Raw genomic sequence first — 23,912 nt, 5'->3', positions numbered from 1 at the left:
AATTCAATTAACTAAATGATGTATATTCCCTTCCGGTTCATTAAAAGGTACATTTACTATTAATCGTTTTTTATATTTAAGATTAAGTGCTAGATTTAACCCATCTTCAATATGCTCAAGTGCATGTCGTGATACAATATAATCATATTCTTCTGCCTTTTTAATAAAACTAACTAAATCAGATTTAATATATTGTATATTAGATGCTCCACAACTTTGTTCAGCATAAATTATAGATTCTTTACTGATATCTATTGCTGTAATTTCTACTCCTAATATATCGCTAAGCATGAAAGTTCCGTGTCCCGTTCCACAACCTATATCTAAAATTTTTATTTTTTGATTTAGCATTAATGGGCTATTAAGTATATCGGCTTCTATAATTTTTTTTAAAAATCTTATAGCTACTTTTATGACGCATTACCTCTAAAACATCATAAGTTTCCCCAAGAATTAATCTTTCTCCATCATTATAAATTTTTTCTAACATAAATTATTTAAACTATTATAATTTTAATAAATATTCGGCGATAAATGCAGCAGGGTTTTCTACAGGATCAAGCATCTTTTTAAATTGATTTCTGCCACTACTATTTTCATAATAAGGTAAATAATGATTTTGCTTAATAAATTCTATATAGTTAATAATATCTTGCGGCTCATAAGCAAAATACATATATTTTTTTAATTCTTTAGATAGAGCATTGCTATTAAATTCATTATTCCAACCATTACTTAAGTAAATTATAGGCTTATCGGCAACTACTACTTCAGCAAGAGATGAAGTACCGTCACTTATTACAATATCTGACACCATTATATCATCCAGTAACGACCTGAATGCATGTGCAGAAACAGTAACATTCTTTAAAGAGTTAAATCTACTTAATATATTATCCATATCACTTTGGCTTAAGTAATTTTTAGCGACTGCATAGGTAAATAGTGTAACATGCGGTCTTATAATAAAATGAATATTAGGATGTTGTAATGCATAATTATAGAAAAAATAGTGATAATTTAAGAAAGTAGAACCTCCTTCATATAAATCTCTATTTTTAAATGATAATTCCCATCTAGGAAGCCATAAAATGGTTTCCGAGTTTGGTTTTTTTTTAATATTATAATTTCTTACTTCATAGTATGGTTGATAACCTGAAACAATAACTCTATCCTTAGGAAATTTATAATTACTAATAAAGATATCCTTTGTACTTTCTGAATCAACAAATATCGTCTCTATGCAATTTGATAACTTATCATCATCAATATTTTTTTGATGAAAGATATGCGGACCATAGACTATATACATAATTTTTGTTTTAGTTCCTCTAAAGCTCTTATACAAATTAGCAGCCGTAAAAGGTTCTGATATATAGCCTTGAAAATTTTCGTAAGGATTTTGCGTAAAGATAAAATCCGGCTGATAATTTTTTAGTTCAGAAATTTCACATTTTGTATTAACATTTGAATAAGAAGCATACTTACCGCATGGATATATCACATCTTGTGTATCAAATTTACTAATAAACCCGGTATCTATTCCTCCTTGAATATTGGGATGAGGATGAGGGACTATTACAATTTTGACATCGTGACCTATTTTTTTCATCTCATTATACATTGCGTATACGCCTTTGCCGCCGAATGTCTCTGTACTAACAAGGAAAACTATTTTTTTATAAGAATTTTCTTTGGAATAGCAAAAAGAAGATATAAGAGTTATTAGTAAAAAAACACTTAAAAATAAAGTGTTAAGTTTTATTAATTTAAAAAATTTCATGTTTTTGATATGATAATAATGAATAGGATTACTTTTTAAACCATACTGTATGGTTAACATAATCCACATAACTTAAAACTATACGTAATATTTTCTTTGATACAAGTCCTGCGTCTGCATAATCCGGCACAATATCTTGCAAACGTTTATTATTCTCGTGTTCTTCCGTAATAGCTTTCACCGATTGTAGTACCCGTTCAGCCTTAAAACCCGACATAATAAGTGTTCCGGCGTCCATACCTTCAGGACGTTCATGTGCTTCTCGAATATTTAAAGCAGGTAAATTAAGTATAGATGCCTCTTCAGTGATAGTACCGCTATCGGATAAAATACAAAATGCATTCATCTGAAGTTTAACGTAGTCCGTAAACCCGAAGGCTGGCAAAAATCTTATTTTATTGCCAAGTTCTTTAAACTCCTTTAAATCCTCAAGCCTTTTTTTAGTCCTTGGATGTGTTGAGAAGATTACAGGAAAATTATACTCTTTAATAAGCGTTTGTAAACTACTTAATAATTCTTTCAGATTACTTTTGACATCAACATTTTCCTCACGATGTGAGCTAATTAAGAAATATTGCTTTGTGGTAAGTGACAATTTATCTAAAATATCAGACTTTAATATTTTAGACATAAAGCGATCAAGGACCTCAGGCATATGTGAACCTGATTTAAAAATAAGCTCAGGCGGTAAACCTTCAAAAATTAAATAACGTCTTGCATGCTCGGTTAACGTAATGTTAACGTCACTAATATGATCAATGATTTTACGGTTTATTTCTTCAGGTACACGCTGATCAAAACAACGATTTCCTGCTTCCATATGAAAAATTGGAATTTTACGGCGTTTAGCGGCAATTGCCGATAAACATGAATTAGTATCACCGTAAAATAAAACGGCGTCGGGCTTTTCTTTCTCAAGTACTGCATCAACTTTTTCGATAATAAGCCCGATAGATTTTGCCGTATTATCTGCTGCTACTTCTAAGAAATAATCGGGTTTTCTAATTCCCATATCATCAAAAAACACCTGATGTAATTCATATGCATAATTCTGACCGGTGTGCACTAGGATGTGATGAGTATATTTATCAAACTCAGAAATCACGCAGCATAGTTTAATAAGTTCAGGACGAGTACCAACAATCGTCATTACCTTAAGCATTTTTTAGCTCCTCTTGTACGTAATCAAGAGTCAGTAATAACTCTTTTACTTCTTCTAAATTTAAACGTTTTGTATTATGGGAAGTGTAATCCTCTAAAAGTGCTACTTTCTTTTCACCTTCAACAAAATATTTTGCATAATTAAGATCGCGCCCGTCCATAGGAATACGGTAATAATCCCTTAAATCATCAGCTTTTGCCATTTCTTCTGATGATACTAATGATTCGTAATGTTTTTCGCCGTGACGTGTACCGATAAAACGTATTTCATTTTTACTATCGAATATATCTTGTAACGCTTTTGCTAGTACTTCAATTGTGCTTGCCGGAGCTTTTTGTACGAAAATATCACCCTGATGACCATGCTCAAACGCATATAAAACTAAATCCACCGAATCTACAAGCGACATTAAAAAACGTGTCATTGACGGCTCTGTGATGGTTAATTCCTTACCTTGTTTTATTTGATTGATAAAAAGAGGAATGACCGAACCTCTAGAAGCCATAACGTTACCGTATCTAGTAACGCACAGTACAGTCTCACCTGAAGAACGCATGCGTGCTTTTGCTATTGCTAACTTTTCCATTAATGCTTTAGATAATCCCATTGCATTAATTGGATATACAGCCTTATCGGTACTTAGTACAATAACTTTTGTAACTTTGTTATTAATAGCAGCACTTAAAACATTTTCAGTACCTAAGACGTTAGTATTTATTGCTTCCATAGGATAAAATTCACAAGTTGGAACCTGCTTTAAAGCAGCGGCATGGAATACATAATTTACACCATGCATTGCCTCATCAATACTTTTATAATTGCGTACGTCCCCGATATAGAATTTAAGTTTCGAATTATTTAAAGCAATACGCATATCCTCTTGCTTTTTTTCATCTCTACTGAAAATACGAATTTCCTTAATATCGTTAATAATACCGGATTTAAGAAAACGAGAAAGCACCGCATTACCAAACGAACCGGTGCCTCCTGTAATCATTAAAGTTTTATCTACAAACATTATATATAAATACCTATTTTGTTATTATTCATTCTGTCATTGTTTCAATCGAGAAACACTCTAAGGTAGTCATCCTGTGGCTTGTCCACACAGGATCCAGTTATAAAAAATACAAACATAAAAAGCTCGATTTATCTCACTTTATGCTGGATTCCGTGTACAAGCCTATATTCGCAATGACAATTTACTTAAACTCACACATACGCTTTACAAGCTCACGCCATTCAGGAGGCGTATATCCCGTCACCTCATTAAAACGAGTGCTATCTAGTGAGCGATCTACTACAAGCTCATCTGATGAAATAATATCGATGTCTTTATTATATATTTCTGCTACTAATTTTAACAATTCTAACTTATTAATCGGTTTTGAGGCAACATGATAAAGCCCGTGCAACTCTTTATTAGGTAACACAAAATCCCTTATTATTCTTGCAAGCTCTACTGTCGGGAATCCTGAATAAATAGCTTTCTCAAACCCTTTCACTGAACCTTCTGCACTTAAAAACCAATTGATTAAACTTCTATTGCCTGCTAGCTCATGACCTATAATGGAAGTACGCAATGTGATAGCATGCGGATAATCTACCTCACCAAGAAATTTTGAACGGCCGTACAGGTCATAACAGTCAGACAAATCGCTTTCCTTATAATTACCTTTTTTTCCTGAAAACACACAATCAGTACTAATATGGATTAACCTTGAATTAGCTAGTTTACATAAATTAGCTAGCCTATGAGGCAGCAAACTATTTATCGGTAATGCTTTTAACGGGTCATTAGCATCTGCCAATTGTTTTACAAGCCCTATACAATTTATTACTATATCGGGTTTTGTTTGATTAAATACCTTAACTAACGCATCATGGTTCTCAACATTTACATTTGTAATTAATTTATCGGATAAATCCTTAGAAAAGTAAGAACGAGCTGAATTATTTCGGGCTGTCGCAAAAATGTCAAATTTTTTATCACTACTTAAAAACCTGAATATGCTATTACCTAGCATACCGGTAACACCTAAAATTAATATTTTCATAGTATATTTTATTTATTTTTACTGAATCGGTTCTATCATAAATAATATATCTTTACAATAGTGTTTTGAGTGCGTAACAATATTGGAGTTATACATAATTAACTTGCCATAGAAAAGGTGCTTATTCTATCTTCTGTAATTTTCCAACCTTCATCTTCTGCAAGCTCTCAATCATATTGGTCTTGCATATTCCCAACGAGGATTAATATTAAAATACTTACCCAAACGAAGTGCTGTATCAGCTGCAATTGAACGATGATGCTTAATTATATTATTGATCCTAGTAACGGGTACATCAATATCACGAGCAAGTTTGCTTTGACTAATCCCCATAGGTTCCATAAATTCTGCTAGTAAAATTTGTCCCAGTGAAATAGGAGGTAATTTATTCTTGGCTTTGTTGCATAGACCGTTTTATGTCATTCCCGCGTAGGCGGGCATCCAATAAAACCTATAAAAACTTGTTTTTATAGGTTTATTTTGTCAAATATGCCACTTCTATATCAATATTGAAGTTATTTTGCTGGATCCCCGCTTTCGCGGGGATGACATTGAGTAGGTTTTTCGATCCATACAACAACTCCTCAATTCTTTCTTAATTAAATATTTTTTATAGAATCAAGCACGGTTTCAAGAATCATACTAGCAGCTACTGCATCATCGTTATTATTACGGTCTTTTCTTTTCACTCCAAACGATTTAAGCAAATTATTTGCAGCTTTGGTAGTTAATCTTTCATCTTGTAAATATATAGGCAAGTTTATAGATTTTGCTAGCTCTTCAGCAAATTTCATCACTATATTTGTTTGCTCCGTTACTGCTCCGCTCATATCAATCGGTAGACCTATTATAACACCGCAAACTTTATATTGCTCAATGATATTAAGCAAGGCAGTAATAACAATTTTTTTATTTATCTCGGTTATAGTATTTAAGGGCATAGCAATACTACATTCTTGATCAGATAATGCGATTCCTAATTTTTTGCTTCCGTAATCAATAGCGATAAGCGGAGCATTTGGTATTAAAAGCCGATAAAATTCTTGAAGATTTTTTATGATCATGATAGTTATAAAAATTACTTTATTAATTATTATTTATGCTAAAAACTATTCAGAAACATTTAGAGACGAAATTAATTAAATTATCGGCGGTTTTAGCCTTTATTTATTGTTTATTATTTAATACCGCAATATTGATTTATAAATTTGATTATTATAAAGCAACAATCTTTAGAGGGATATTAGAGTTATCAAAAGATTTTTGCTATATTTATATATTTTCTTTTATAGCATTTTTCGGTCTTAGCGTACATAGATTAGTGTTAAAAATCGGCGTGGGGTTTTTATTTATAACATCCGCTATTGCTAGTTATTACATTTATTTCTTCAAAATCAATCCTACTAAACAAGTAATAGGTAGTTTTTTCTCAACGGATTTAAACGAAGTTTATGAATTAACCAGCATTAAGTTAATAATATGGATAATTTTTTGCCTTTTGACCTGTTTTTATACTCTTAAATCTTTTGCCGCCGAAAATTCTAAATCATTCGTAACAAAACTATTATCTACCACTTGCTTACTTATTTTTGTATATAATATTATTACTCCTTCATTTAAGATACTAAAAAATTATTTTCCCATTCAGTATTTACATAATAGCTACCTTAATTTTGCCGGAAATTTCGGTAAAAAAAATTATGCATGTATAGATATTAGCAAACAATATAACTTTATAGATAAGTCAGATAAAGATATTATCGGTGTTTTAGTTATAGGAGAATCAGCAAGATTTGATCATTTCGGTATTAACGGTTATGAAAGAGATACGACTCCTTACTTAAAGACTACTCAAAACCTAATTTCTTTCAAAGCTAAATCTTCTTCTAACCTTACCTATCTTTCTGTACCGTCGTTACTTTCACGTTATCCTGCAAGTCAAATTGAAAATAGTAGACAAGAAAACAGCTTTTTATCAATTTTAACAAATCTTGGCTTTAATACTACCTGGATTGGGACTCAAACTTTAATGAGGAGTTTTGCAAATTTTGACCTCAGTAACATATATAATGACGTTAATTTTACTATAGTACCGGGCGGCTCTGCCCTATTTTCTTTAAATGATCATGATGAAAAAATATTGCCTTTTATAAAAGAAATACTAACAAACTCAGAGAAACAATTTTTAGTAGTTCACACTTCCGGCAGCCATTGGAACTATAATGCGAGATATCCAAAAGAGTTTGAGTATTTTACCCCTACCTGTCCTATTAAGGTTAAGGGAGATGCAAGTGATTGCGATAAGCTTGCTTTAGTTAACAGTTATGATAACTCTATTTTATATACCGACTTTTTTTTATATAATTTAATAGATTTGCTTAAAGATAAAAATGCATTTTTATTATATGTATCTGATCACGGCGAGTCCCTCGGAGAAAATGGTTATTACGGTCACGGCGGTCCACTACTTGCAGAACAAATAACTGTACCTCTTATAGTTTGGGTATCAGATGATTTTCAAGCCAAATATCCTAAATCAGTATCTTCAATTAAAAATTATGCTAATACCGAAATTAGCCATGATTATGTATTTCATTCAATCCTTAACTGTTTAAATATAGAGTCCGACATAATAGATAAAGACTTAAGTATATGTAAATCTAGTTAAAAATTATTGAATTATTAAAAATTAATATATAAATTAAGAACTCAATAATTATATGATTTATTATTATGTCTGATATACCTAAACTAAACGACTATTATTATAGATTTTTACAAAGTATTTTACTTAAAACACTAGAACAAAATAAAGCTGCTGAAACGTACTTATTGCAAAAAGATTTTAATAGCGCTTTAAATGAGATAAAAAATGTAAGTAAACAACTTGAAGAATATGCAAGCATTCTTTCTTTACTCAAAGTAATTAAAACCCATTTTAATGATAAAAAAATATATAATTAAGTACCATTTAACTTAAATCCTTTTTTTATAATTAAAAATAATATAGAGTGGAAATAAAAAAAGGTATTGAATTATGGAATATGCATTATTAATTTTCAGTATTATAGCGATTTTAGTTATAATACAAATGGTTAAAGTTGTACCGCAACAACAAGCATGGGTAGTAGAAAAACTTGGAAAATTCGATAAGGTACTGCAGCCTGGCTTAAATTTACTTATCCCTGTTATTCAGAGAGTAGCATACAAACATACTTTAAAAGAAGAAGCAATAGACGTTACCGCTCAAACAGCTATTTCAAACGATAACGTAACATTATCTATAGACGGTGTTTTATATGTTAAGATCATTGATCCAATGGCAGCATCTTATGGTGTTAATAATCCTTACTATGCCATAACACAGCTTGCTCAAACTACTATGCGTTCGGAAATCGGTAAACTCCCTTTAGATAGAACTTTTGAAGAGCGCGAAACTTTAAACGTAGCAATTGTAGCAGCTATTAATCAGGCTGCTATAAATTGGGGCATACAATGTATGCGTTATGAAATTAAAGATATTCAACCTCCGCAAACTATACTTAAAGCTATGGAATTGCAGGTAGCAGCAGAGCGTCAAAAAAGAGCTCAAATTCTAGAGTCGGAAGGTAATAGACAAGCAAAAATTAACCATGCAGAAGGTGAAAAAGCACAAATCGTACTGAATTCAGAAGCTTCTTATACAGATCAAGTTAACAGGGCAAAAGGTGAAGCTGAAGCAATAGGCTTAGTCGCTACCGCTACGGCAAATAGTATTGAGATTGTCGCAACTGCCATACAAAAAACGGGAGGAAGTGATGCAGTAGCTCTTAAAATAGCCGAGCAATATATTAGTGCGTTCGGTAATTTGGCTAAAGATACCAACACCGTAATTTTACCCGCAAATCTTTCAGAACCGAGTAGTTTTATAACCGAAGCATTAACTATATTTAACCAATTAAAAGCTTCTTCTTCGGGAACGAAAATAGATAAGTAGCAATTTATAATGATTTATTATTGTAATAATAATTAGTTTTATATATCATATCAGATTATTAATTAATAAAAGGTTATGAATATGTCAGTATTTGTCGGCAAAACTGCTCCAGATTTTACAGCTAAAGCTATTATGCCTAATAATAATATAGACGATAAGTTTAAACTTAGCAATTATGCTGCAGGGGATAATCTAGTGTTATTTTTTTATCCCCTAGATTTTACTTTTGTTTGTCCATCGGAAATTATAGCATTTCACAATAAGCTTGGTGAATTGACCGAAAGACGTACTAAAGTAGTAGCTGTTAGTGTTGATTCGCATTTTAGCCATTTAGCTTGGAAAAATACTCCGCATAATAAAGGCGGGCTTGGACAAGTACAATTCCCAATGGTTTCCGATATAAAAAAGGATATTTCTTCAAAATATAATGTACTTAATGAAGATGGTGTTGCTTTGCGTGGAACTTTTTTAATCGATAAGGATTTCATAGTACGTCACATGCTAGTTAACGACTTACCTATCGGTCGTGATATTAATTATACATTAAAAGTAATCGATGCTTTAACTCATCATCAAAAGCACGGCGAAGTTTGTCCTGCCGGCTGGCATAAAGGTGAGGAAGCAATTACCCCATCACATGAAGGTATAGCACATTATTTAAGCTCACATGCAGAGAAGCTGTAATATATTACTACTGTGTTATTAAAGTGGACAACTGTCCTACCGTGGCTTGTCTAGTGTTGTTGCATGGTTCGATGTCATATCCCGCGAAAGCGGGAATGCAGCAAAAAATAACCTTAACATTGATAAACAATTACATATTTAACAAAATAAACATATAAAAACACAAATTTTTGTATGCTTGACTGGATTCCCGCCTAGGCAGGAATGACATACAGCACTAACGCAATATCAAATAACCCTAAATAATGTTGAAAGAATTATTGTCTGCTCCTAAAATATCTTATAATATTGATTGAAACAATTAATATTTTACGTCTTATTAGGAGTGAAATATCGGTCCTAAAACTTTCTTTAGTTTAATTAAATTATTTGGTGATGTAGCAACTGCCATAGATAACGTTCCGGATTTTTCATTGCGAGGCGGAAAGTCAAAACCAATTAAATTGTTCAGTAAAAGCGACGCTGAAAACGAGTTAGAGCTTCTCGAAAAAGACAATGCGAAGATCATCACATATAAATCTCCGGAATATCAAAATTATTCCTTGAAATTTATGATCCACTGCTAATATTAAGCTATAATATATATAGAGTTATTAAATCATACTATATAAATGCGTTGCAATAGTAGGTACAAAAACGCTGCTGCAAACGAAAGAAGCTTTGCGCATAAAATTGCAAATGATTTAGTAAAAGAAGGTTATATAACCGTTTCAGGGTTAGCACGAGGAATAGATAGCAGCGTACATCAAGCTGCCATTTCTCAAACTATCGGAGTTATTGCAGGCAGTATTGATCATATATATCCACCGGAAAATAAAAAACTATTTGAAAATTTAGCAGAAGAAGGTTTAATATTATGAGTTACCTATCAGCTTTACCCCGCTTGGAAAACATTTTCCACAGCGTAACAGGATAATATCGGGACTAGCCTTAGGAATAGGGTAGTAGAAGCAAGCTTAAAATCCAGTTCATTAATAACTGCAAAATTTGCACTTGAACACAATAGGGCAATATTTGCCGTTCCCAGCTTTCCTTTAGATCCAAAATGTCAAGGTACAAATAAATTGATTAGAGAGGGAGCATATTTAGTGGAATCAGTAGACGATATTGTAGCTAATTTACCGCAATATGAAGAATTTATGAAAAAAGATGATGGATTATTTAAGGATTTTGTTGAGCTAGGAACAGTAAATACGAGATATGTTAAAGAACCGTCACAAAAGGAGCGTACTGCTTGCTATATTGGAATTATTATAGGCAGTACCCATAATAGACTTGGAATATTTACAAAAAGAAATAGAATTACCGCTTCCTATCATATATACGGTAATATTAGAATTAGAACTCGCCGGGACAGTAATGCGTCACGCCGGTAATAAAATATCATTAGTTTATAATAAGTAGATGAAATTAGTAATAGTAGAATCGCCGGCAAAAGCAAAAACGATAAATAAATATTTAGGTGATGAGTTTAAGGTCATTGCATCCTTCGGTCATATTAGAGATTTACCTTCTAAAAAAGGCTCGGTATTACCTGATGAAAATTTTGCAATGAAATATGATATTTCTGATAAAGCCAGTAAATATGTAGATGCCATAGTTAAAGATGCTACAAAAGCTGATGCAGTATATCTTGCAACCGATCCTGATCGTGAGGGTGAATCTATCTCATGGCATGTTGCAGAGGTAATAAAAGAAAAGAATCAAGTTAAATCCGATGATTTTTTCAAAAGGATAGCATTTAACGAAATCACTAAAAAAGCAATTATTCATGCCGTTGAAAACCCTAGGAAACTTGATACTAACTTAGTAAATGCCCAACAAGCAAGAAGAGCTTTAGACTATTTAGTCGGCTTTACCCTTTCACCTCTTTTATGGCGTAAGTTACCGGGATGTAAATCGGCAGGACGTGTGCAGTCTGTGGCTCTGCGATTAATATGTGAGCGAGAAGATGAAATAGAGCGTTTTAAGTCAGAAGAATATTGGGATATTAGCCTTAAAATGCAAAATAGTAATAACGAACTATTTACTGCTAAATTGACTCAAGTAAACGATCAGAAGTTAGAAAAATTCTCAATTATTAATGAAAAAAACGCCAAAGATTTAACCAAAAAATTAAAATCTCAAAAATTTCATGTTGATAAGATAGAAAAAAAACAACAAAAACGTCAACCACAACCTCCTTTTATTACTTCATCACTACAACAAGAAGCAGCAAGAAAATTAGGTTTTAGTGCTAAAAAGACTATGCAAATAGCACAAAAACTTTATGAGGGTGTTGATATAGGTAAGGAAACTATAGGGCTTATTACTTATATGAGAACCGACGGCGTTACATTATCAAATGATGCAATAGCAGATATACGTAAGTTAATCGATAAAAGTTACGGCGATAAATATTTACCGACTAGCCCTAGAATTTATAAATCCAAAGTAAAAAATGCTCAGGAAGCTCATGAAGCAATAAGACCCACAAACATTACTTATACTCCTGATAGCTTAAAAGAAAAGCTAGACAAGGATTATTATAAGCTTTATGAGTTGATTTGGAAAAGAACTATAGCCTGCCAAATGGAAAATGTTATAATGGATTTGGTAATTGCAAATTTAGCTTCGGAAAATAAAGAATATTTAGCAAAAGCAAATGGATCGACTATAGCCTTTGACGGATTTTATAAGGTTTATCGTGAAAGTATGGACGATGAAGCTGAAGAAGAAAATAAAATGCTGCCGCCTTTAAAAGAACAAGAGCCGCTGAAAACTAAAGAAGTTATTCCAAATCAACATTTTACCGAACCGCCTCCAAGATATTCAGAAGCAAGTTTAGTGAAAAAACTTGAAGAGCTTGGAATCGGTCGTCCTTCGACCTATGCTAGTATTTTATCGGTTTTACAAGATCGAAAATATGTTGCTCTTGAGAAAAAACGATTTATACCTGAAGAGCTTGGACGTTTGGTAACGGTATTTTTAGTCGGGTTCTTCAAAAAATACGTTGAATATGATTTTACTGCAGGACTTGAAAACGAATTAGACGCAATAGCAGCCGGCAAACTTGAATGGAAAGCTGCTTTAAATAATTTTTGGAGCGGTTTTAACCATAATATTGAATCAGTAAACGAGCAGAAAATAACCGAGATTATTAGCTATGTACAAAAAGCCCTTGATTATCACCTGTTCGGTGAGAATAAAGAATCTAAAATTTGTCCTTCATGTCACACGGGCGAGCTTAGCTTAAAGCTTGGTAAGTTCGGAGCGTTTTTAGCATGTAGTAATTACCCTGAATGTACTTTTAGAAAATCTATTGTTAGCGGTAACGATAACAACGAGAATGAAGGTGAGCCTGCCGCTATGCCTAATGAGAATAAAGTTTTAGGTACGGATAAAGACGGAGTAGAAATATATCTGAAAAAAGGACCTTACGGACCTTATATTCAACTTGGCAAACAAGAAGGCAAAGTAAAGCCGAAACGTAGCCCCGTGCCTGCTAGCTTGAACCAAAATGATATTACACTCGATATAGCATTAAAGCTTCTAAGCTTACCGCTAAAAATAGGTATTCATAAAGATAGCGACGAGGAAATTATGATAGGATATGGTAAATTCGGTCCTTACATAAAATATATGGGTAAATTTATTTCGGTACAAAAAAAATATGATTTTCTAAATTTAAGCTTAGATGATGCGATGAAGCTAATTGAAGAGAATAAAGCGAAATTAGAGAAGAAACAGGCGTAAATGGTTTAGTGTCATCCCGTGACTTGATCACAGGGTCTCAGGACACAGGCTGTGATACAAGATCCCGTGGTCAAGCCATGGGATGACAATTAATAAAATTACTTATTTATGACAAAAGTTATAACACGATTTGCTCCGTCACCGACCGGTATGTTACATGTCGGGAATATCAGGGCAGCATTGCTTAACTGGCTATATGCAAAGAAGCATAACGGACAGTTTATTTTAAGATTTGACGATACAGATTTAGAGCGTAGTAAACAGGAATATAAAGACGCTATCGAGGAAGATCTAAAATTTTTAAATATTAATTGGGATCAGACATTTAATCAATTAAGTCGTTTAAGTAGATATGATGCAATCAAAAATCTATTACTAGACAAAAAAAGATTATATGCCTGCTATGAGACTCCTGAAGAGCTAGAATTAAAGCGTAAATTTCAATTATCTAAAGGTTTACCACCGATTTATGATCGAGCTAGCTTAAATCTAACTAAAGAGCAAGCAAAGAAATATATAGAACAAGGAAGAAAACCACATTATAGATTTTTGGTAAATCATGAACCGCTTAGCTGGCATGATATGATCAAAGGCGAAGTTAAATATGACGGCAAGGCTTTAAGCGACCCAATAGTGATAAGAGCAGACGGTAGTATGACCTATATGTTATGCTCAGTTATTGATGATATTGATTATGATATTACTCATATTATTAGGGGTGAAGATCACGTTAGCAATACCGCCATTCAAATGCAAATGTTTGAGGCTTTAAATACTACTCCTCCGACTTTTGGGCATTTAAGTTTAATAATCAATAAAGATGAGAAAATTTCTAAAAGAGTTGGAGGGTTTGAGATCGCAACTCTTAGAAAAGAAATCGGAATCGAAGCTATGGCAATCGCTAGCTTTTTTAGTTTACTTGGTTCATCAGCACAAATCTTGCCTTATAAATCAATGGAGAAGCTAGCAAATCAATTTGAGATAAGTAGTTTCTCTAAAAGTCCAACTATCTATCAGCCGGAAGATTTAGAAAGATTAAATCATAAATTACTTATAAGTTTAGATTTTGATACAGTAAAAGAACGCCTTAAAGAAATAAATGCCGAGTATATTGATGAAAATTTTTGGTTATCGGTAAGCCCTAACTTGCAAAAATTACGTGATATAAAAGATTGGTGGGAAATTTGCCATCAAACTCCGAATGTAGAAAATCTAAATTTAGATAAGGAATATTTAAAGCAAGCAGCAGAATTATTACCGAAAGGTGAAATCACTAAAGATAGCTGGAGCATTTGGACTAAAGCAATAACAAATATAACAGGCAGGAAAGGTAAGGAGTTATTTTTACCTCTTCGCCTTGCTTTAACCGCCAGAGAATCAGGACCAGAAATCGCAAGCGTTTTACCTTTGATTGATAGAAAAGAGATAATAAAGCGTTTAACTAGTGCGTAACTCTCGATGTCATTCCCACGAAAGCAGGGATCCAGTAAAAATAATCTTATTGGTACAAAAATTGTATATTTGATAAAATAAACATATAAAAACAAGTTTTTATATGTTTTACTAGATTCCTGCTTTCACGGGAATGACATAGACACCATGCAACTCCTTGCAATGACAAATTGAGTATGACAATATTTTAACTATAATACTCTATTATGTGAGTATTAATAGCACCGGCAAGCGTATCACCATAAATATTATCGGCAATAAGAGAAACTATACCTGCTGTTCCTGCTACTAAACCTTCCCACAGTTTCATAAGCTACATATCCTGCAGTTAGTCCTGCTTTTACTGTATTTTTTAATCGGACGGCGAAATTAAAATTGCTCCTAATGTAAAAGCACCGATAAGAACCGGAGGATTGTAATAAGCAAAAGTCGCAAGACTTGCTACAGTTGCTTGAGCAAATGTAGATACAACAGAATAATTAGAGTTGTTCACATCAGAAACACAACCCTGAACGGAACATACAGTTTTTGCACCGTTTTCTATCACATTAATAGCATGTTCCGTTGCTAAGGTAGCCCAATATATTGTGAAATCTGTCACAGCTTTGGTAGCATTTTGAAAATGCATTGTAGCACTGTCAAAGTAACTAGATGTTTTTTGTGAAGTTTTTACAATCATTATTATTGTAATTGACGTTTCCGCTATTTATTTGTGGCCTCGTATAGTTTTTTGTCATGATTTTTCCCCTTAAAATTAAATCGTGACGCAATTATAACTTAAATGTTGTTGTGTCAATGGATATTATTAATAATACTTTAAGATAAAAAGAAGGTTTAGCTGTTAAAAAACTTTTTGATTTTTAGCTTATCTTCTTTAGACAAAGTAGGCTTGAACCCGTATATATCTTTTTTATTGGCACTTTCAGGTCTAAATTGAAACTCGCCTTTAATTGTGTTGCTTGTAACTATCTAATCAGGAGAACCCCATTTAGGAAAATCATATTTTATAACTATGTCCCTGTTTCTAAATCCAGATTTATAAGCGTTACTATTTTCGTCAATATCTCTTATTGTATAATTATTTATTAAAGCATCTTTATCAAAACCACGATCATATACCCACATTGTTATTTTCTCGATTGGCAGCACTTTAGCAACATTAGCTAAATCTATAAGTTTTACCTTGTTCTATATATTCGTTTATCTCTTTATCTCTGCCCTTTAGAACATAATGTTTAACTATTGTTTTAAAATAATCGCTTGAAAATTCTTGTTCTTTTGAGGTTTTAAATAAATCAAGCATAACATTATCCAGCGATTTACTCTTATTATTCTCTTTAATGAAATTGTCCAAATAAAGTGCCAAAACAAATCCACTATAATATGGCAATCTTTGTACTGCATAATCTTGCCAATAATCTGTTTCGATTAAATTATTAGGTTCACTTATCACAGGTGATAAATAATAATTCTCAAAGAATTTATTAAATTCTTCTACAAATTCCTCAAGCGTTATTATAACACTAGAATGTAAGGCTAAAACCCTACTATAATAATCGGTAAATCCCTCACTCCACCAATAATTTAATCGTTCTAAGTTATTACGTATTTTCTTCCCTGTCCAATTATGTAGATGTTCATGAGCAAGTCACGTTATATAATCCTGTTTGTCCAAATCTTGAGGAATAAATGCAGTAAAACTATAAGTTAAGCCCGTTCTGGCTATATGTCTAGGTTGATTCCCCTCGATTAAGCTTAGTAGATAATAAAGAAAAATCATTATCATGGAAAAATGTTCTTTGTCCCTTGATAATTTTATTTATATAAGCAGCTATTTCTTAATCTTTAAAATCAAATTGACCATGTAACGAAAGATATACAGGATTTTTTTGATCGACAATTTTGTAAACACGTAAATCACGCGCTGCATAAACTGCACTATATAATTCAATCGGCATAGCTTTAAATTTCATGCTTTTACCAAGACCATAATCTGATATTGTTTCCCAACTATCAGGAATATTATTCCATTCAATGTTAAACGCTACTATATCATTTCCATTTAGATCACCGGGAGTAGCAAAAAGCCCATAACCCGGTGAATGAATTAAATTTTGTCTAATTATTGCTTCGTGGATATCACAAGGATTACTGGTTTTTTGATATATTGCGTAGCTTAAACGAATAATATTGATTTTTCCCATATTTAAAATAGCTTTATTCGAGTCTTGATTTCTAAACTGTAATTTTCCAATAGGATATTCTAGCTTAACATTTTTGATTTGCTTGTAATATGTAGGCATTTGCCCATGCATAGGGTAAATCTAAAATAACCTCACCACTCATATTCCGATTATTTCCGTCTCAACTTTGATAGCTGAAACAGACGTATTAGACAAAGGTGTTATTTTGTAATGTATCTGCCTATAAGTATTTGCGGATACTAGATTTGAAATTAGAATTCTGATTTACAGAATTTTTATTATTTTTTATGGATTGCCACACCGCCTATATGGCTGCTCGCAATGATGATATCTATGTATGCATGTATTCTATTTAATTATTACTTCCTGACCATTAGCCCATAAACTTCTATGTCTTCAAGCCATTTAGTGTTTTCTATTAAATATGATTCTTAAAATTCGGCAAGTGTAGGATCAGGTTCGCCTGTTAAATTTTTAAGCCCGTCAAATAAAATGTCTAAAAAACCTATTTTATTCTTTTTACAATAATCTCCTACATCTTCAATATGCTGCGCACGATCATCAACAAATACAATAAACTAGCATTTAGCTCTTCAGAAAATTTTGATAAAGTACCACTTTTTGAGTGATTACCGGTTATAAATATACCTTTATAAAAAATAGCATAATCCTTTTGTCCTGAATTATAAATTGCTAATTTTTCATTATCTGAAAATTCGATACCCAGCTCTTTTAGTGCTTTATATCGCCAATCTTGCATAGAAGGAATATTGCCAAATGCTCCCGTATTCATTTGTATAAGACCATAAACCGAAAACTTTTCCTTGAGCTTGTTTATAACTTCTACCCACTCTTCATCAATTAATATTACTTTTCGCTGCAAACGCCAATTACTGATAATTTCCTCATAATTGTCATTTCCTTAATTCTATCAATTATTTGATTATAAGGCGGCTGCTTAAAAGTTTTTGATTTAGGAGTTATAAGCGTATCGTCAACATCAATGAATATAGATGCACGAGTAGAAGCATTTTTTATTATTAAATCATAAACTTTTTCGGCACTATCGGCAGTTTCAAAATCTTTCATATATACTCCAAAGTAAAATGCAGAGTAGTGATACGAAGTTTAACTTGGAAAAGAGTAATCGGTCTGTCAGCTGAGGAGCGGAGTGTATATTAAACGTTCAGCATCCGAGGTCTTACAAAGACATTGTTGCTAATTTTTCAAGTGGGGCGAGTATCAAATTTAATATTAAGTTCTTCAGTTAAAATAGCCATTAATTCAAGCCCTGCTCTATTTGTCCATTTGCCTTGTTCATAAAAAAAATGATAAGGACCGCTAACCGGCGACGACAACCAAATTTCTTTGGCAGCACTTTGTTTATTTATTACATATACCCCTTTATCAGTATCAAGGTTTAATATATCGCCTTGTAAATCTACATCTATACTTGCTTCTTTATCCTGCTCTTCTATCTTTTCTGCTATATATGCAATTGTTGTCTCGGCTATTTTACTAAATTCACTATTATTCATGATAATATCCCTTAAGTAGATAAAAATATACACAAATCAACCTCAAAAAGAGTAAGGAGTCTATAAGGCAAGGAGCGGAGCGTATACTTAATACATGAGCACCACAGCTCTTATAAGACGACGCAGCCAATTTTGAAGTTCATCGAGTAGATGGTTTTTCAGGATCAATTGCCGACTCAGATACTTTAATCAAACTTTTTCGATAAGTTTTAACAAATCTATTATGATCATTAAGATTGTTAGAAAAATTATGCCCGCCTTTACCGTCAACTACAAAAAATAATGCATCCGTTTTAGCAGATTTTACCACTGCTTCTAAAGATTTTAACGACGGACAAGAAATCGGACCGGGTGGTAGACCTTTTATATAATAAGTATTATAGGGTAGTTCTTGCAATAAATCTTTTTTTGTTAAAGCTCTTGCTAATTTAAATTTTCCTTCAGTCAAAGCATATATAGTAGTCGAATCGGCTTGTAGCTTCATATTTTTCTTTAAACGATTAATGAATACTGCGGCTATAATAGGCTTTTCTGCATTTGAGCCGGCTTCTTTTTCAATTATCGAAGCTAGCGTTAATACCTCAAGTCTAGTTTTTAATGGAGAATCCGGTGCAAGATTTTGCATTACTTTATCTAAATTAGCAGACATTAAATTTCTCATGTGATCAATTACCTGCTCTTTTTGATCACCGTAAGAAAAAAAATACGTGGAAGGCATTAAAAAACCTTCAGGTATTATCCCTTTTATTTCTCCAAGTAATCGACTTTCTTCATTAATTTTCTTTATAACCTCACTAACTACCGTACCTTCCGGGACAATTATCTTGTGTATTATAGATTTACCGCTTGCTAATATTCTTAAAGTTTGCAGAGGCGATATATTACGAGTAAACACATATTCACCACTTTTAAGAGGTCTTTTTATAGAATAAATTTTAGCAATTACCTTAAAAATTCTTGGATATTTGATTACTGCATTAGAATAAAGTTTTGTAACTATTTGATTTACGGATAATTTAGGTTCAATAATTATCGTTTTATTTTGAGTAAGATCACCCGGCACAAAAATATAAAATATACTAAAATTTAGCAAAGTAATAAATATAGTTAGAGATACTATAACTAAAAAAAGTTTAGTTTTTAATAGGTTGTTTAACATAATAACTATTATTTTTATAAGGCTTAGAAATATTGACAAAAATAATTACCATGAAATGTGGTTTTTTTCTTGACATTTGAAATAACATATAGTAAAATTAACTTTTTGCTAAATTTAAATTATATAGTTTATGCTAAATCAATCAATAGTTTTAATATTTGGTAATTAAAATGAGATAACTAAGGAGCAACAAATTAATAACGCAAACCAATTTACTATAACAATAGTATACTCCTGTAAAATGAAAAGTTAGAATTTTTATTACAAACAAAAAATATACATCTTTATTCATAGTGCATATTACTATACCGGCGTTAATACTGATCTTATAATGGACATTATATATTATGATACAAGATCACAATACCGATCTAAAACACGAAGAACAGACTGAAAGGTTAAAAGCTTTACAAAATAAGTTAGGAAACTTATCCGGTTTCTTGACAACAATGCGTTCTGATAACAATGAGGAATACAAAAAAATTGCCAATGATTTAAAAATTTTAATGCAACAAATTAATACTATAAGAAAAAACATGGAAATATATTTTGTTATTATATTAATATTAATGTTTATTATAATTCAGAAAATGTTGTGGACCACCGGTTTCAAGTACTAATCTTTCTCTTTTAACAACTTTATTTTAGGTTCTAAGAACTCCTGTTTAATAATTTCTGCAGCTATATAAGAAGGTACAGCATCATCTCGATCACTTGATACAAGCGAATTTTCCAAGCTAAGCCTGTGTTCACGTACTTTTGTACACCTAGCTAGCTTGCCTTTAAATTCATCATGTCTAAAACTTTCTGAATTTAGCTGTAATCGGTTTGATTTAAATCCTAATTGCTGCAAAATTTTTTGGCTTTCTATTACCTGCTCATAAACTTTCTTAGAATTAAATAATAACTCTTGAAGCTTATTGCTAATAAGATTAGCTCGGCAATTAAATTGGATAAATTCCGGAATTATTTCTTTATCGGCTATAATATTTATCAACGTAACATATTTTATTTTTATCAATAGCCTGATAATAAAAAAGCTTATAAGATTAACTTTATAAGCCACAATCATAGGAGTACCGGAAGCTGCTATCTCTAAAGTATTAGTACCGGATTTTGCTAAAGCTACATCCGCAACAGCATAAGTTTTAAGTCTCTCACTTGAAAATAAATAATTAAACTTAACATCTTCTAGAAACGGTTTTATTATTGCCTCATGAGCAGGATTTGCAAGAGTAAATATAACTTTAAGATTATTATAACTCTCGAATATTTCTTCAATAGAAGAAACAAAAACCGATAAATGCCTTAGAATCTCACCCTTTCTACTACCAAGAGTAACACACAAAACTCTCTCATTCTCATCTATTTTAAACTCTTCACGTAAAGCTATTTTATCACTATAAAACTCTTGCTCCATAATCGGATGACCTATATATCTACAATCAAGACCGACTTTAGTAAAATATGGAGGTTCAAACGGTAGTAAAGCAAATAAACAATCATAAATTTTAGCGTATTTTACTGCCCTACCCTCTTTATATGCCCAAACTGACGGTGCAACGATATGAATCATTTTCAGCTTTGGTAAAAGTTTCCTTACTCGCTTTGCCACACGATAAGTAAACCCTGGTGAATCTATGGTAATTAATAAATCAGCTTTACTATTTATTATATCCTCCACAGTTTTATCAATTAATTTTTTAAGCTTAAAAATATGAGGCAAAATTTCTACAAAACCCATTAAATTTATGGAAGTAATAGGAAATAAGCTTTTAAAACTACCGGCTTCCTCCATATATTTGCCGCCAACACCAACAAACTGTACAGCGTCATTCACAAAACTTGATACAGGTGAATTGAGTTGTACTCCTGTATTGTTTTTTAAATGCTGCATTATACGACCACCTACAAAGTCTCCTGACACCTCACCAGCTATAAAGTAAATTTTTGTCATTAAAGATAGTTATTTTTTAAGGTTCTCAATTTCTGTTTGTAATCGCTCTATTTCTTTTATAGATACTTCAGTAATCTCATGTATTTTTTCTATCGAGTTTTTTTCATTCACATCTTTGTTGCTATTTTTATACTTTTTGTAACTTTACCTTCTTGTTTACCTTTTTTCCTCCCCTCCTCTATTCCTTTTGCCATACCTTGTTCTCTACCTTTTTCTTCAACAGAAACTATACAATCACGCTCTTTATAGCTTCTATATTCATATAGGCATGATAAATTATTTGCTCTTTAGGAGTCATCTTCAGTATATCAAGACGTTTTACTACTTTCTTCATATATGGTGATTTAAAATCTTTCTTAACTTCAGAATGTTTTACTACATATAGCCATTCATCCAATTCATCTCTTATAACATCATTAAATAATGGTACTGATATTACAACATATTCTGGAAATACATTATATAAATCAAATATTTTACCTCTCATATCTCCCAAAGAAAATTTCATAGGGTGTTTTTTATCAACTTCTCTAAAAATAGTCTTACCGTGATATAAAGGTGCTTTCATATTATCAAAAGGACAATACAATAAATTAATATGAAATATTTTTTTATAGTAGAATAATCCTCGCTCTTAGAAATACTATCAACTATTAATCTACTAGAATTAAAACAAACTTTATGCATAAAAAGATTTGTATAGGATTTATCTATTTCTACTATATATTTATACCCTTCTTCATCTTCCACAATGACATCTGCTACGCTAGATTTTAAGCTATCATTTTCTTTATTACTGCCACTTTCTAGTAAGGGGATTTCATTTTAACAGCACTATAACCAGCATCTTTAAGAATAGCCGGAATAAATCCCTCGACTATTTCATAATCCCCTGTATCTTTTAATAAATATTTTATAGCGTAATCAAAACTTATTATAGTACTCATATCTTTTATCCTTAAATCATCTTAAATATATTGCAAAAAATGAAGACAGTATACGCAGATCAACTTCAAAAATGCTACGTCGTCCTACAAGAGCTTCGGTACTCACGTATTAAGTATACGATTCGTTCCTTGCCTTGTGGACTCCTTGCTCTTTTTGAAGTTGATCTGCGTATACATATTATTAAATTCCATTTTACGGTAACTCAAAGCTTCTGCAATATGCACTTTCAAGACCTTATCAACATTCTTAAGATCAGCAATCGTGCGTGCTACTCTAAGTATTCGGTTATAAGCACGCGTTGATAAACAAAATTTATTTGCCGCTTCATTCAGTAAATCTTTACCTTCATCCGCAGGCATAGCATAATCTATTAACAACTGCCCATCTAATCTGTTATTTGTTTTAATATTATAGCCCTCATATCTCTTTTCTTGAATTAAACGTACTTTCTCAACTCTTGCAGCTATATATTCAGATTCTTCCTCAGAGTTATCTACAATCAAGTCATAATTATAAACATTAATACTAGATACTTCTATATGCAAATCAAATCTATCCATAATAGGTCCCGATACTTTCATTTGATAGTCGCTAGCACATTTTGGAGCTTTCATACATTCTTTAAAGAATCGCCTCAATAACCACATTTACAAGGATTCATAGCTGCTATTAACTGGAAATTTACCAGATATTTTATATGAGCATTTGATCGTGAGATTAGTATTTCACCGTTTTCAATAGGCTGTCTTCATGCATCAATAACATGCTGTGGGAATTCAGGTAGTTCATCTCAAAATAATACTCCGTTATGAGCTAGCGTAATTTCCCCAGGCTTTACTTTTTTTCCGACACCGCCACCGACTATAGCGGCCAATGAGCATGAATAATGTGGAGTTCTACACGGCCTTGCTTTGGTAAGTTTACCGTCTAAAAATTTTCCTGCAATACTTGTAATCGTACTACATTCTAAAATTTCTTTTGTAGACATTTTAGGTAGTATACTGGGAAGACAGGCAGCAGGTCTTGATTTACCGGTTCCGGGAGGACCAAACATTAAAAGGTTATGCCACCTGATGCTGCAATTTCTAAAGCTTGTTTAGCAATGTTTTGACCTTTTATATCTTTAAAATCGGGATAATTTATCGGCTCATCTTGTAGCTTAGCTTCCGGAGGAGTTAAAACTTGTGAACCTTTAAAATGATTTACTAGTTCAATTAAATTACCTACAACAAGTATATTATCATTTTACCCTTTTAC

The 23,912-nt window shown here is 32.1% G+C and carries 29 protein-coding genes and 5 pseudogenes; 10 read left to right on the top strand and 24 right to left on the bottom strand.

What is annotated here, in order from left to right; genetic code table 11:
* Positions 1-3: 3 nt before the first annotated feature.
* From BG75_RS02875 to ruvX, 7 genes and pseudogenes are all read right to left on the bottom strand, one after another.
* A pseudogene (locus BG75_RS02875) lies at positions 4-490 on the bottom strand (class I SAM-dependent methyltransferase).
* A 15-nt stretch (positions 491-505) separates the two neighbouring features.
* On the bottom strand, positions 506-1,852 hold the full coding sequence (locus BG75_RS02870) for a hypothetical protein (protein ID WP_217284871.1): 1,347 nt from the start codon (positions 1,850-1,852) through the stop codon (positions 506-508).
* Positions 1,812-2,945, bottom strand: a complete 1,134-nt coding sequence (wecB, locus tag BG75_RS02865; RefSeq protein ID WP_062811377.1) for a non-hydrolyzing UDP-N-acetylglucosamine 2-epimerase — start codon at positions 2,943-2,945, stop codon at positions 1,812-1,814. Before wecB ends, BG75_RS02870 begins: the two co-directional genes overlap by 41 nt.
* Positions 2,938-3,963: a UDP-glucose 4-epimerase gene (gene capD / locus BG75_RS02860; RefSeq protein WP_062811376.1), complete on the bottom strand. Its 1,026-nt coding sequence runs from the start codon at positions 3,961-3,963 to the stop codon at positions 2,938-2,940. The genes wecB and capD overlap by 8 nt, the downstream gene beginning before the upstream one ends.
* Before the next feature lie 184 nt (positions 3,964-4,147).
* The gene (locus BG75_RS02855) at positions 4,148-5,002 is read right to left on the bottom strand and encodes a dTDP-4-dehydrorhamnose reductase family protein (protein ID WP_062811375.1); all 855 of its coding nucleotides are present in this window, start codon (positions 5,000-5,002) and stop codon (positions 4,148-4,150) included.
* A gap of 171 nt (positions 5,003-5,173) precedes the next feature.
* A complete protein-coding gene (locus tag BG75_RS08975; protein WP_014364600.1) occupies positions 5,174-5,335 on the bottom strand; it encodes a transcriptional regulator in 162 nt (53 codons plus the stop codon).
* A gap of 266 nt (positions 5,336-5,601) precedes the next feature.
* A complete protein-coding gene (gene ruvX / locus BG75_RS02845) occupies positions 5,602-6,066 on the bottom strand; it encodes a Holliday junction resolvase RuvX (protein ID WP_062811374.1) in 465 nt (154 codons plus the stop codon).
* A gap of 35 nt (positions 6,067-6,101) precedes the next feature.
* On the opposite strand from ruvX, the gene BG75_RS02840 reads away from it, so the two are divergent.
* From BG75_RS02840 to gltX, 9 genes and pseudogenes are all read left to right on the top strand, one after another.
* Positions 6,102-7,670, top strand: a complete 1,569-nt coding sequence (locus BG75_RS02840; RefSeq protein ID WP_062811373.1) for a phosphoethanolamine transferase — start codon at positions 6,102-6,104, stop codon at positions 7,668-7,670.
* A 65-nt stretch (positions 7,671-7,735) separates the two neighbouring features.
* Complete coding sequence (locus BG75_RS02835; protein WP_062811372.1) at positions 7,736-7,966, top strand: hypothetical protein; 231 nt, start codon at positions 7,736-7,738, stop codon at positions 7,964-7,966.
* 73 nt (positions 7,967-8,039) lie between these two features.
* A complete protein-coding gene (locus tag BG75_RS02830; protein ID WP_062811371.1) occupies positions 8,040-8,978 on the top strand; it encodes an SPFH domain-containing protein in 939 nt (312 codons plus the stop codon).
* Between the two features lie 81 nt (positions 8,979-9,059).
* Positions 9,060-9,662 carry a peroxiredoxin gene (locus BG75_RS02825; protein WP_062811868.1) on the top strand — a complete coding sequence of 201 codons (603 nt, stop codon included), beginning with the start codon at positions 9,060-9,062 and terminating at the stop codon, positions 9,660-9,662.
* 332 nt (positions 9,663-9,994) lie between these two features.
* Complete coding sequence (locus BG75_RS10555) at positions 9,995-10,228, top strand: DNA processing protein DprA (RefSeq protein WP_368072218.1); 234 nt, start codon at positions 9,995-9,997, stop codon at positions 10,226-10,228.
* Positions 10,229-10,273: 45 nt separating this feature from the next.
* Positions 10,274-10,696, top strand: a pseudogene (locus tag BG75_RS09640) (DNA-processing protein DprA); the annotation flags it as partial.
* Between the two features lie 241 nt (positions 10,697-10,937).
* Entirely contained in the window at positions 10,938-11,066 is a 129-nt protein-coding gene (locus tag BG75_RS10550) for a hypothetical protein (RefSeq protein ID WP_368072211.1), read from the top strand.
* Positions 11,067-13,397: a type I DNA topoisomerase gene (topA, locus tag BG75_RS02810; RefSeq protein WP_062811368.1), complete on the top strand. Its 2,331-nt coding sequence runs from the start codon at positions 11,067-11,069 to the stop codon at positions 13,395-13,397.
* 108 nt (positions 13,398-13,505) lie between these two features.
* Positions 13,506-14,849, top strand: coding sequence for a glutamate--tRNA ligase (gltX, locus tag BG75_RS02805; RefSeq protein WP_062811367.1), 1,344 nt, complete (start codon positions 13,506-13,508; stop codon positions 14,847-14,849).
* Positions 14,850-15,036: 187 nt separating this feature from the next.
* Here gltX and BG75_RS10335 read toward each other — a convergent pair whose 3' ends face one another.
* The 11 genes and pseudogenes from BG75_RS10335 to mltG form a co-directional block, all read right to left on the bottom strand.
* The gene (locus BG75_RS10335; RefSeq protein WP_305140710.1) at positions 15,037-15,159 is read right to left on the bottom strand and encodes a hypothetical protein; all 123 of its coding nucleotides are present in this window, start codon (positions 15,157-15,159) and stop codon (positions 15,037-15,039) included.
* Positions 15,160-15,201: 42 nt separating this feature from the next.
* Entirely contained in the window at positions 15,202-15,396 is a 195-nt protein-coding gene (locus BG75_RS10545) for a hypothetical protein (RefSeq protein ID WP_041472379.1), read from the bottom strand.
* Between the two features lie 422 nt (positions 15,397-15,818).
* On the bottom strand, positions 15,819-15,998 hold the full coding sequence (locus tag BG75_RS09625) for a hypothetical protein (RefSeq protein WP_252903604.1): 180 nt from the start codon (positions 15,996-15,998) through the stop codon (positions 15,819-15,821).
* Positions 15,999-16,008: 10 nt separating this feature from the next.
* The gene (locus BG75_RS09620; RefSeq protein WP_252903603.1) at positions 16,009-16,302 is read right to left on the bottom strand and encodes a hypothetical protein; all 294 of its coding nucleotides are present in this window, start codon (positions 16,300-16,302) and stop codon (positions 16,009-16,011) included.
* A 69-nt stretch (positions 16,303-16,371) separates the two neighbouring features.
* Positions 16,372-16,458 (bottom strand): annotated as a pseudogene (locus BG75_RS09615) (hypothetical protein); the annotation flags it as partial.
* Between the two features lie 229 nt (positions 16,459-16,687).
* On the bottom strand, positions 16,688-17,164 hold the full coding sequence (locus BG75_RS02785; protein WP_062811366.1) for a hypothetical protein: 477 nt from the start codon (positions 17,162-17,164) through the stop codon (positions 16,688-16,690).
* A 320-nt stretch (positions 17,165-17,484) separates the two neighbouring features.
* Positions 17,485-17,598, bottom strand: coding sequence for a hypothetical protein (locus BG75_RS09610; protein ID WP_230453593.1), 114 nt, complete (start codon positions 17,596-17,598; stop codon positions 17,485-17,487).
* Complete coding sequence (locus BG75_RS09605) at positions 17,586-17,936, bottom strand: hypothetical protein (RefSeq protein WP_252903601.1); 351 nt, start codon at positions 17,934-17,936, stop codon at positions 17,586-17,588. Before BG75_RS09605 ends, BG75_RS09610 begins: the two co-directional genes overlap by 13 nt.
* Positions 17,921-18,142: a hypothetical protein gene (locus BG75_RS09600; RefSeq protein ID WP_252903600.1), complete on the bottom strand. Its 222-nt coding sequence runs from the start codon at positions 18,140-18,142 to the stop codon at positions 17,921-17,923. The genes BG75_RS09605 and BG75_RS09600 overlap by 16 nt, the downstream gene beginning before the upstream one ends.
* Positions 18,143-18,279: 137 nt before the next feature.
* Entirely contained in the window at positions 18,280-18,591 is a 312-nt protein-coding gene (gene cyaY, locus BG75_RS02775; RefSeq protein ID WP_012150646.1) for an iron donor protein CyaY, read from the bottom strand.
* 139 nt (positions 18,592-18,730) lie between these two features.
* Positions 18,731-19,750 (bottom strand): endolytic transglycosylase MltG, encoded by a 1,020-nt coding sequence (gene mltG / locus BG75_RS02770; protein WP_062811365.1) that lies wholly within the window; start codon positions 19,748-19,750, stop codon positions 18,731-18,733.
* Positions 19,751-20,097: 347 nt separating this feature from the next.
* On the opposite strand from mltG, the gene BG75_RS02765 reads away from it, so the two are divergent.
* Positions 20,098-20,370 carry a hypothetical protein gene (locus tag BG75_RS02765; RefSeq protein ID WP_062811364.1) on the top strand — a complete coding sequence of 91 codons (273 nt, stop codon included), beginning with the start codon at positions 20,098-20,100 and terminating at the stop codon, positions 20,368-20,370.
* Here the strand turns inward: BG75_RS02765 and lpxB are convergent.
* From lpxB to BG75_RS09590, 6 genes and pseudogenes are all read right to left on the bottom strand, one after another.
* On the bottom strand, positions 20,367-21,707 hold the full coding sequence (lpxB, locus tag BG75_RS02760) for a lipid-A-disaccharide synthase (RefSeq protein ID WP_062811363.1): 1,341 nt from the start codon (positions 21,705-21,707) through the stop codon (positions 20,367-20,369). The genes BG75_RS02765 and lpxB overlap by 4 nt on opposite strands.
* A gap of 9 nt (positions 21,708-21,716) precedes the next feature.
* Positions 21,717-22,296 (bottom strand): annotated as a pseudogene (locus tag BG75_RS02755) (hypothetical protein).
* Complete coding sequence (locus tag BG75_RS02750) at positions 22,272-22,457, bottom strand: hypothetical protein (protein ID WP_062811362.1); 186 nt, start codon at positions 22,455-22,457, stop codon at positions 22,272-22,274. The pseudogene BG75_RS02755 and the gene BG75_RS02750 overlap by 25 nt, the downstream one beginning before the upstream one ends.
* 56 nt (positions 22,458-22,513) lie before the next feature.
* Positions 22,514-22,654 (bottom strand): hypothetical protein, encoded by a 141-nt coding sequence (locus tag BG75_RS08660; protein ID WP_196242471.1) that lies wholly within the window; start codon positions 22,652-22,654, stop codon positions 22,514-22,516.
* A gap of 102 nt (positions 22,655-22,756) precedes the next feature.
* Positions 22,757-23,269, bottom strand: a complete 513-nt coding sequence (locus BG75_RS02745; protein ID WP_062811361.1) for an ATP-binding protein — start codon at positions 23,267-23,269, stop codon at positions 22,757-22,759.
* Positions 23,270-23,289: 20 nt separating this feature from the next.
* A pseudogene (locus BG75_RS09590) lies at positions 23,290-23,709 on the bottom strand (ATP-binding protein).
* Positions 23,710-23,912 lie beyond the last annotated feature (203 nt).

This window comes from Rickettsia endosymbiont of Proechinophthirus fluctus (genome assembly GCF_001602635.1).
GTDB classification, from domain to species: Bacteria; Pseudomonadota; Alphaproteobacteria; order Rickettsiales; family Rickettsiaceae; genus Rickettsia; species Rickettsia rickettsii.
Note: the sequence above shows the minus strand (reverse complement) of the source record. Positions and strands in the feature narration are given on the sequence as shown.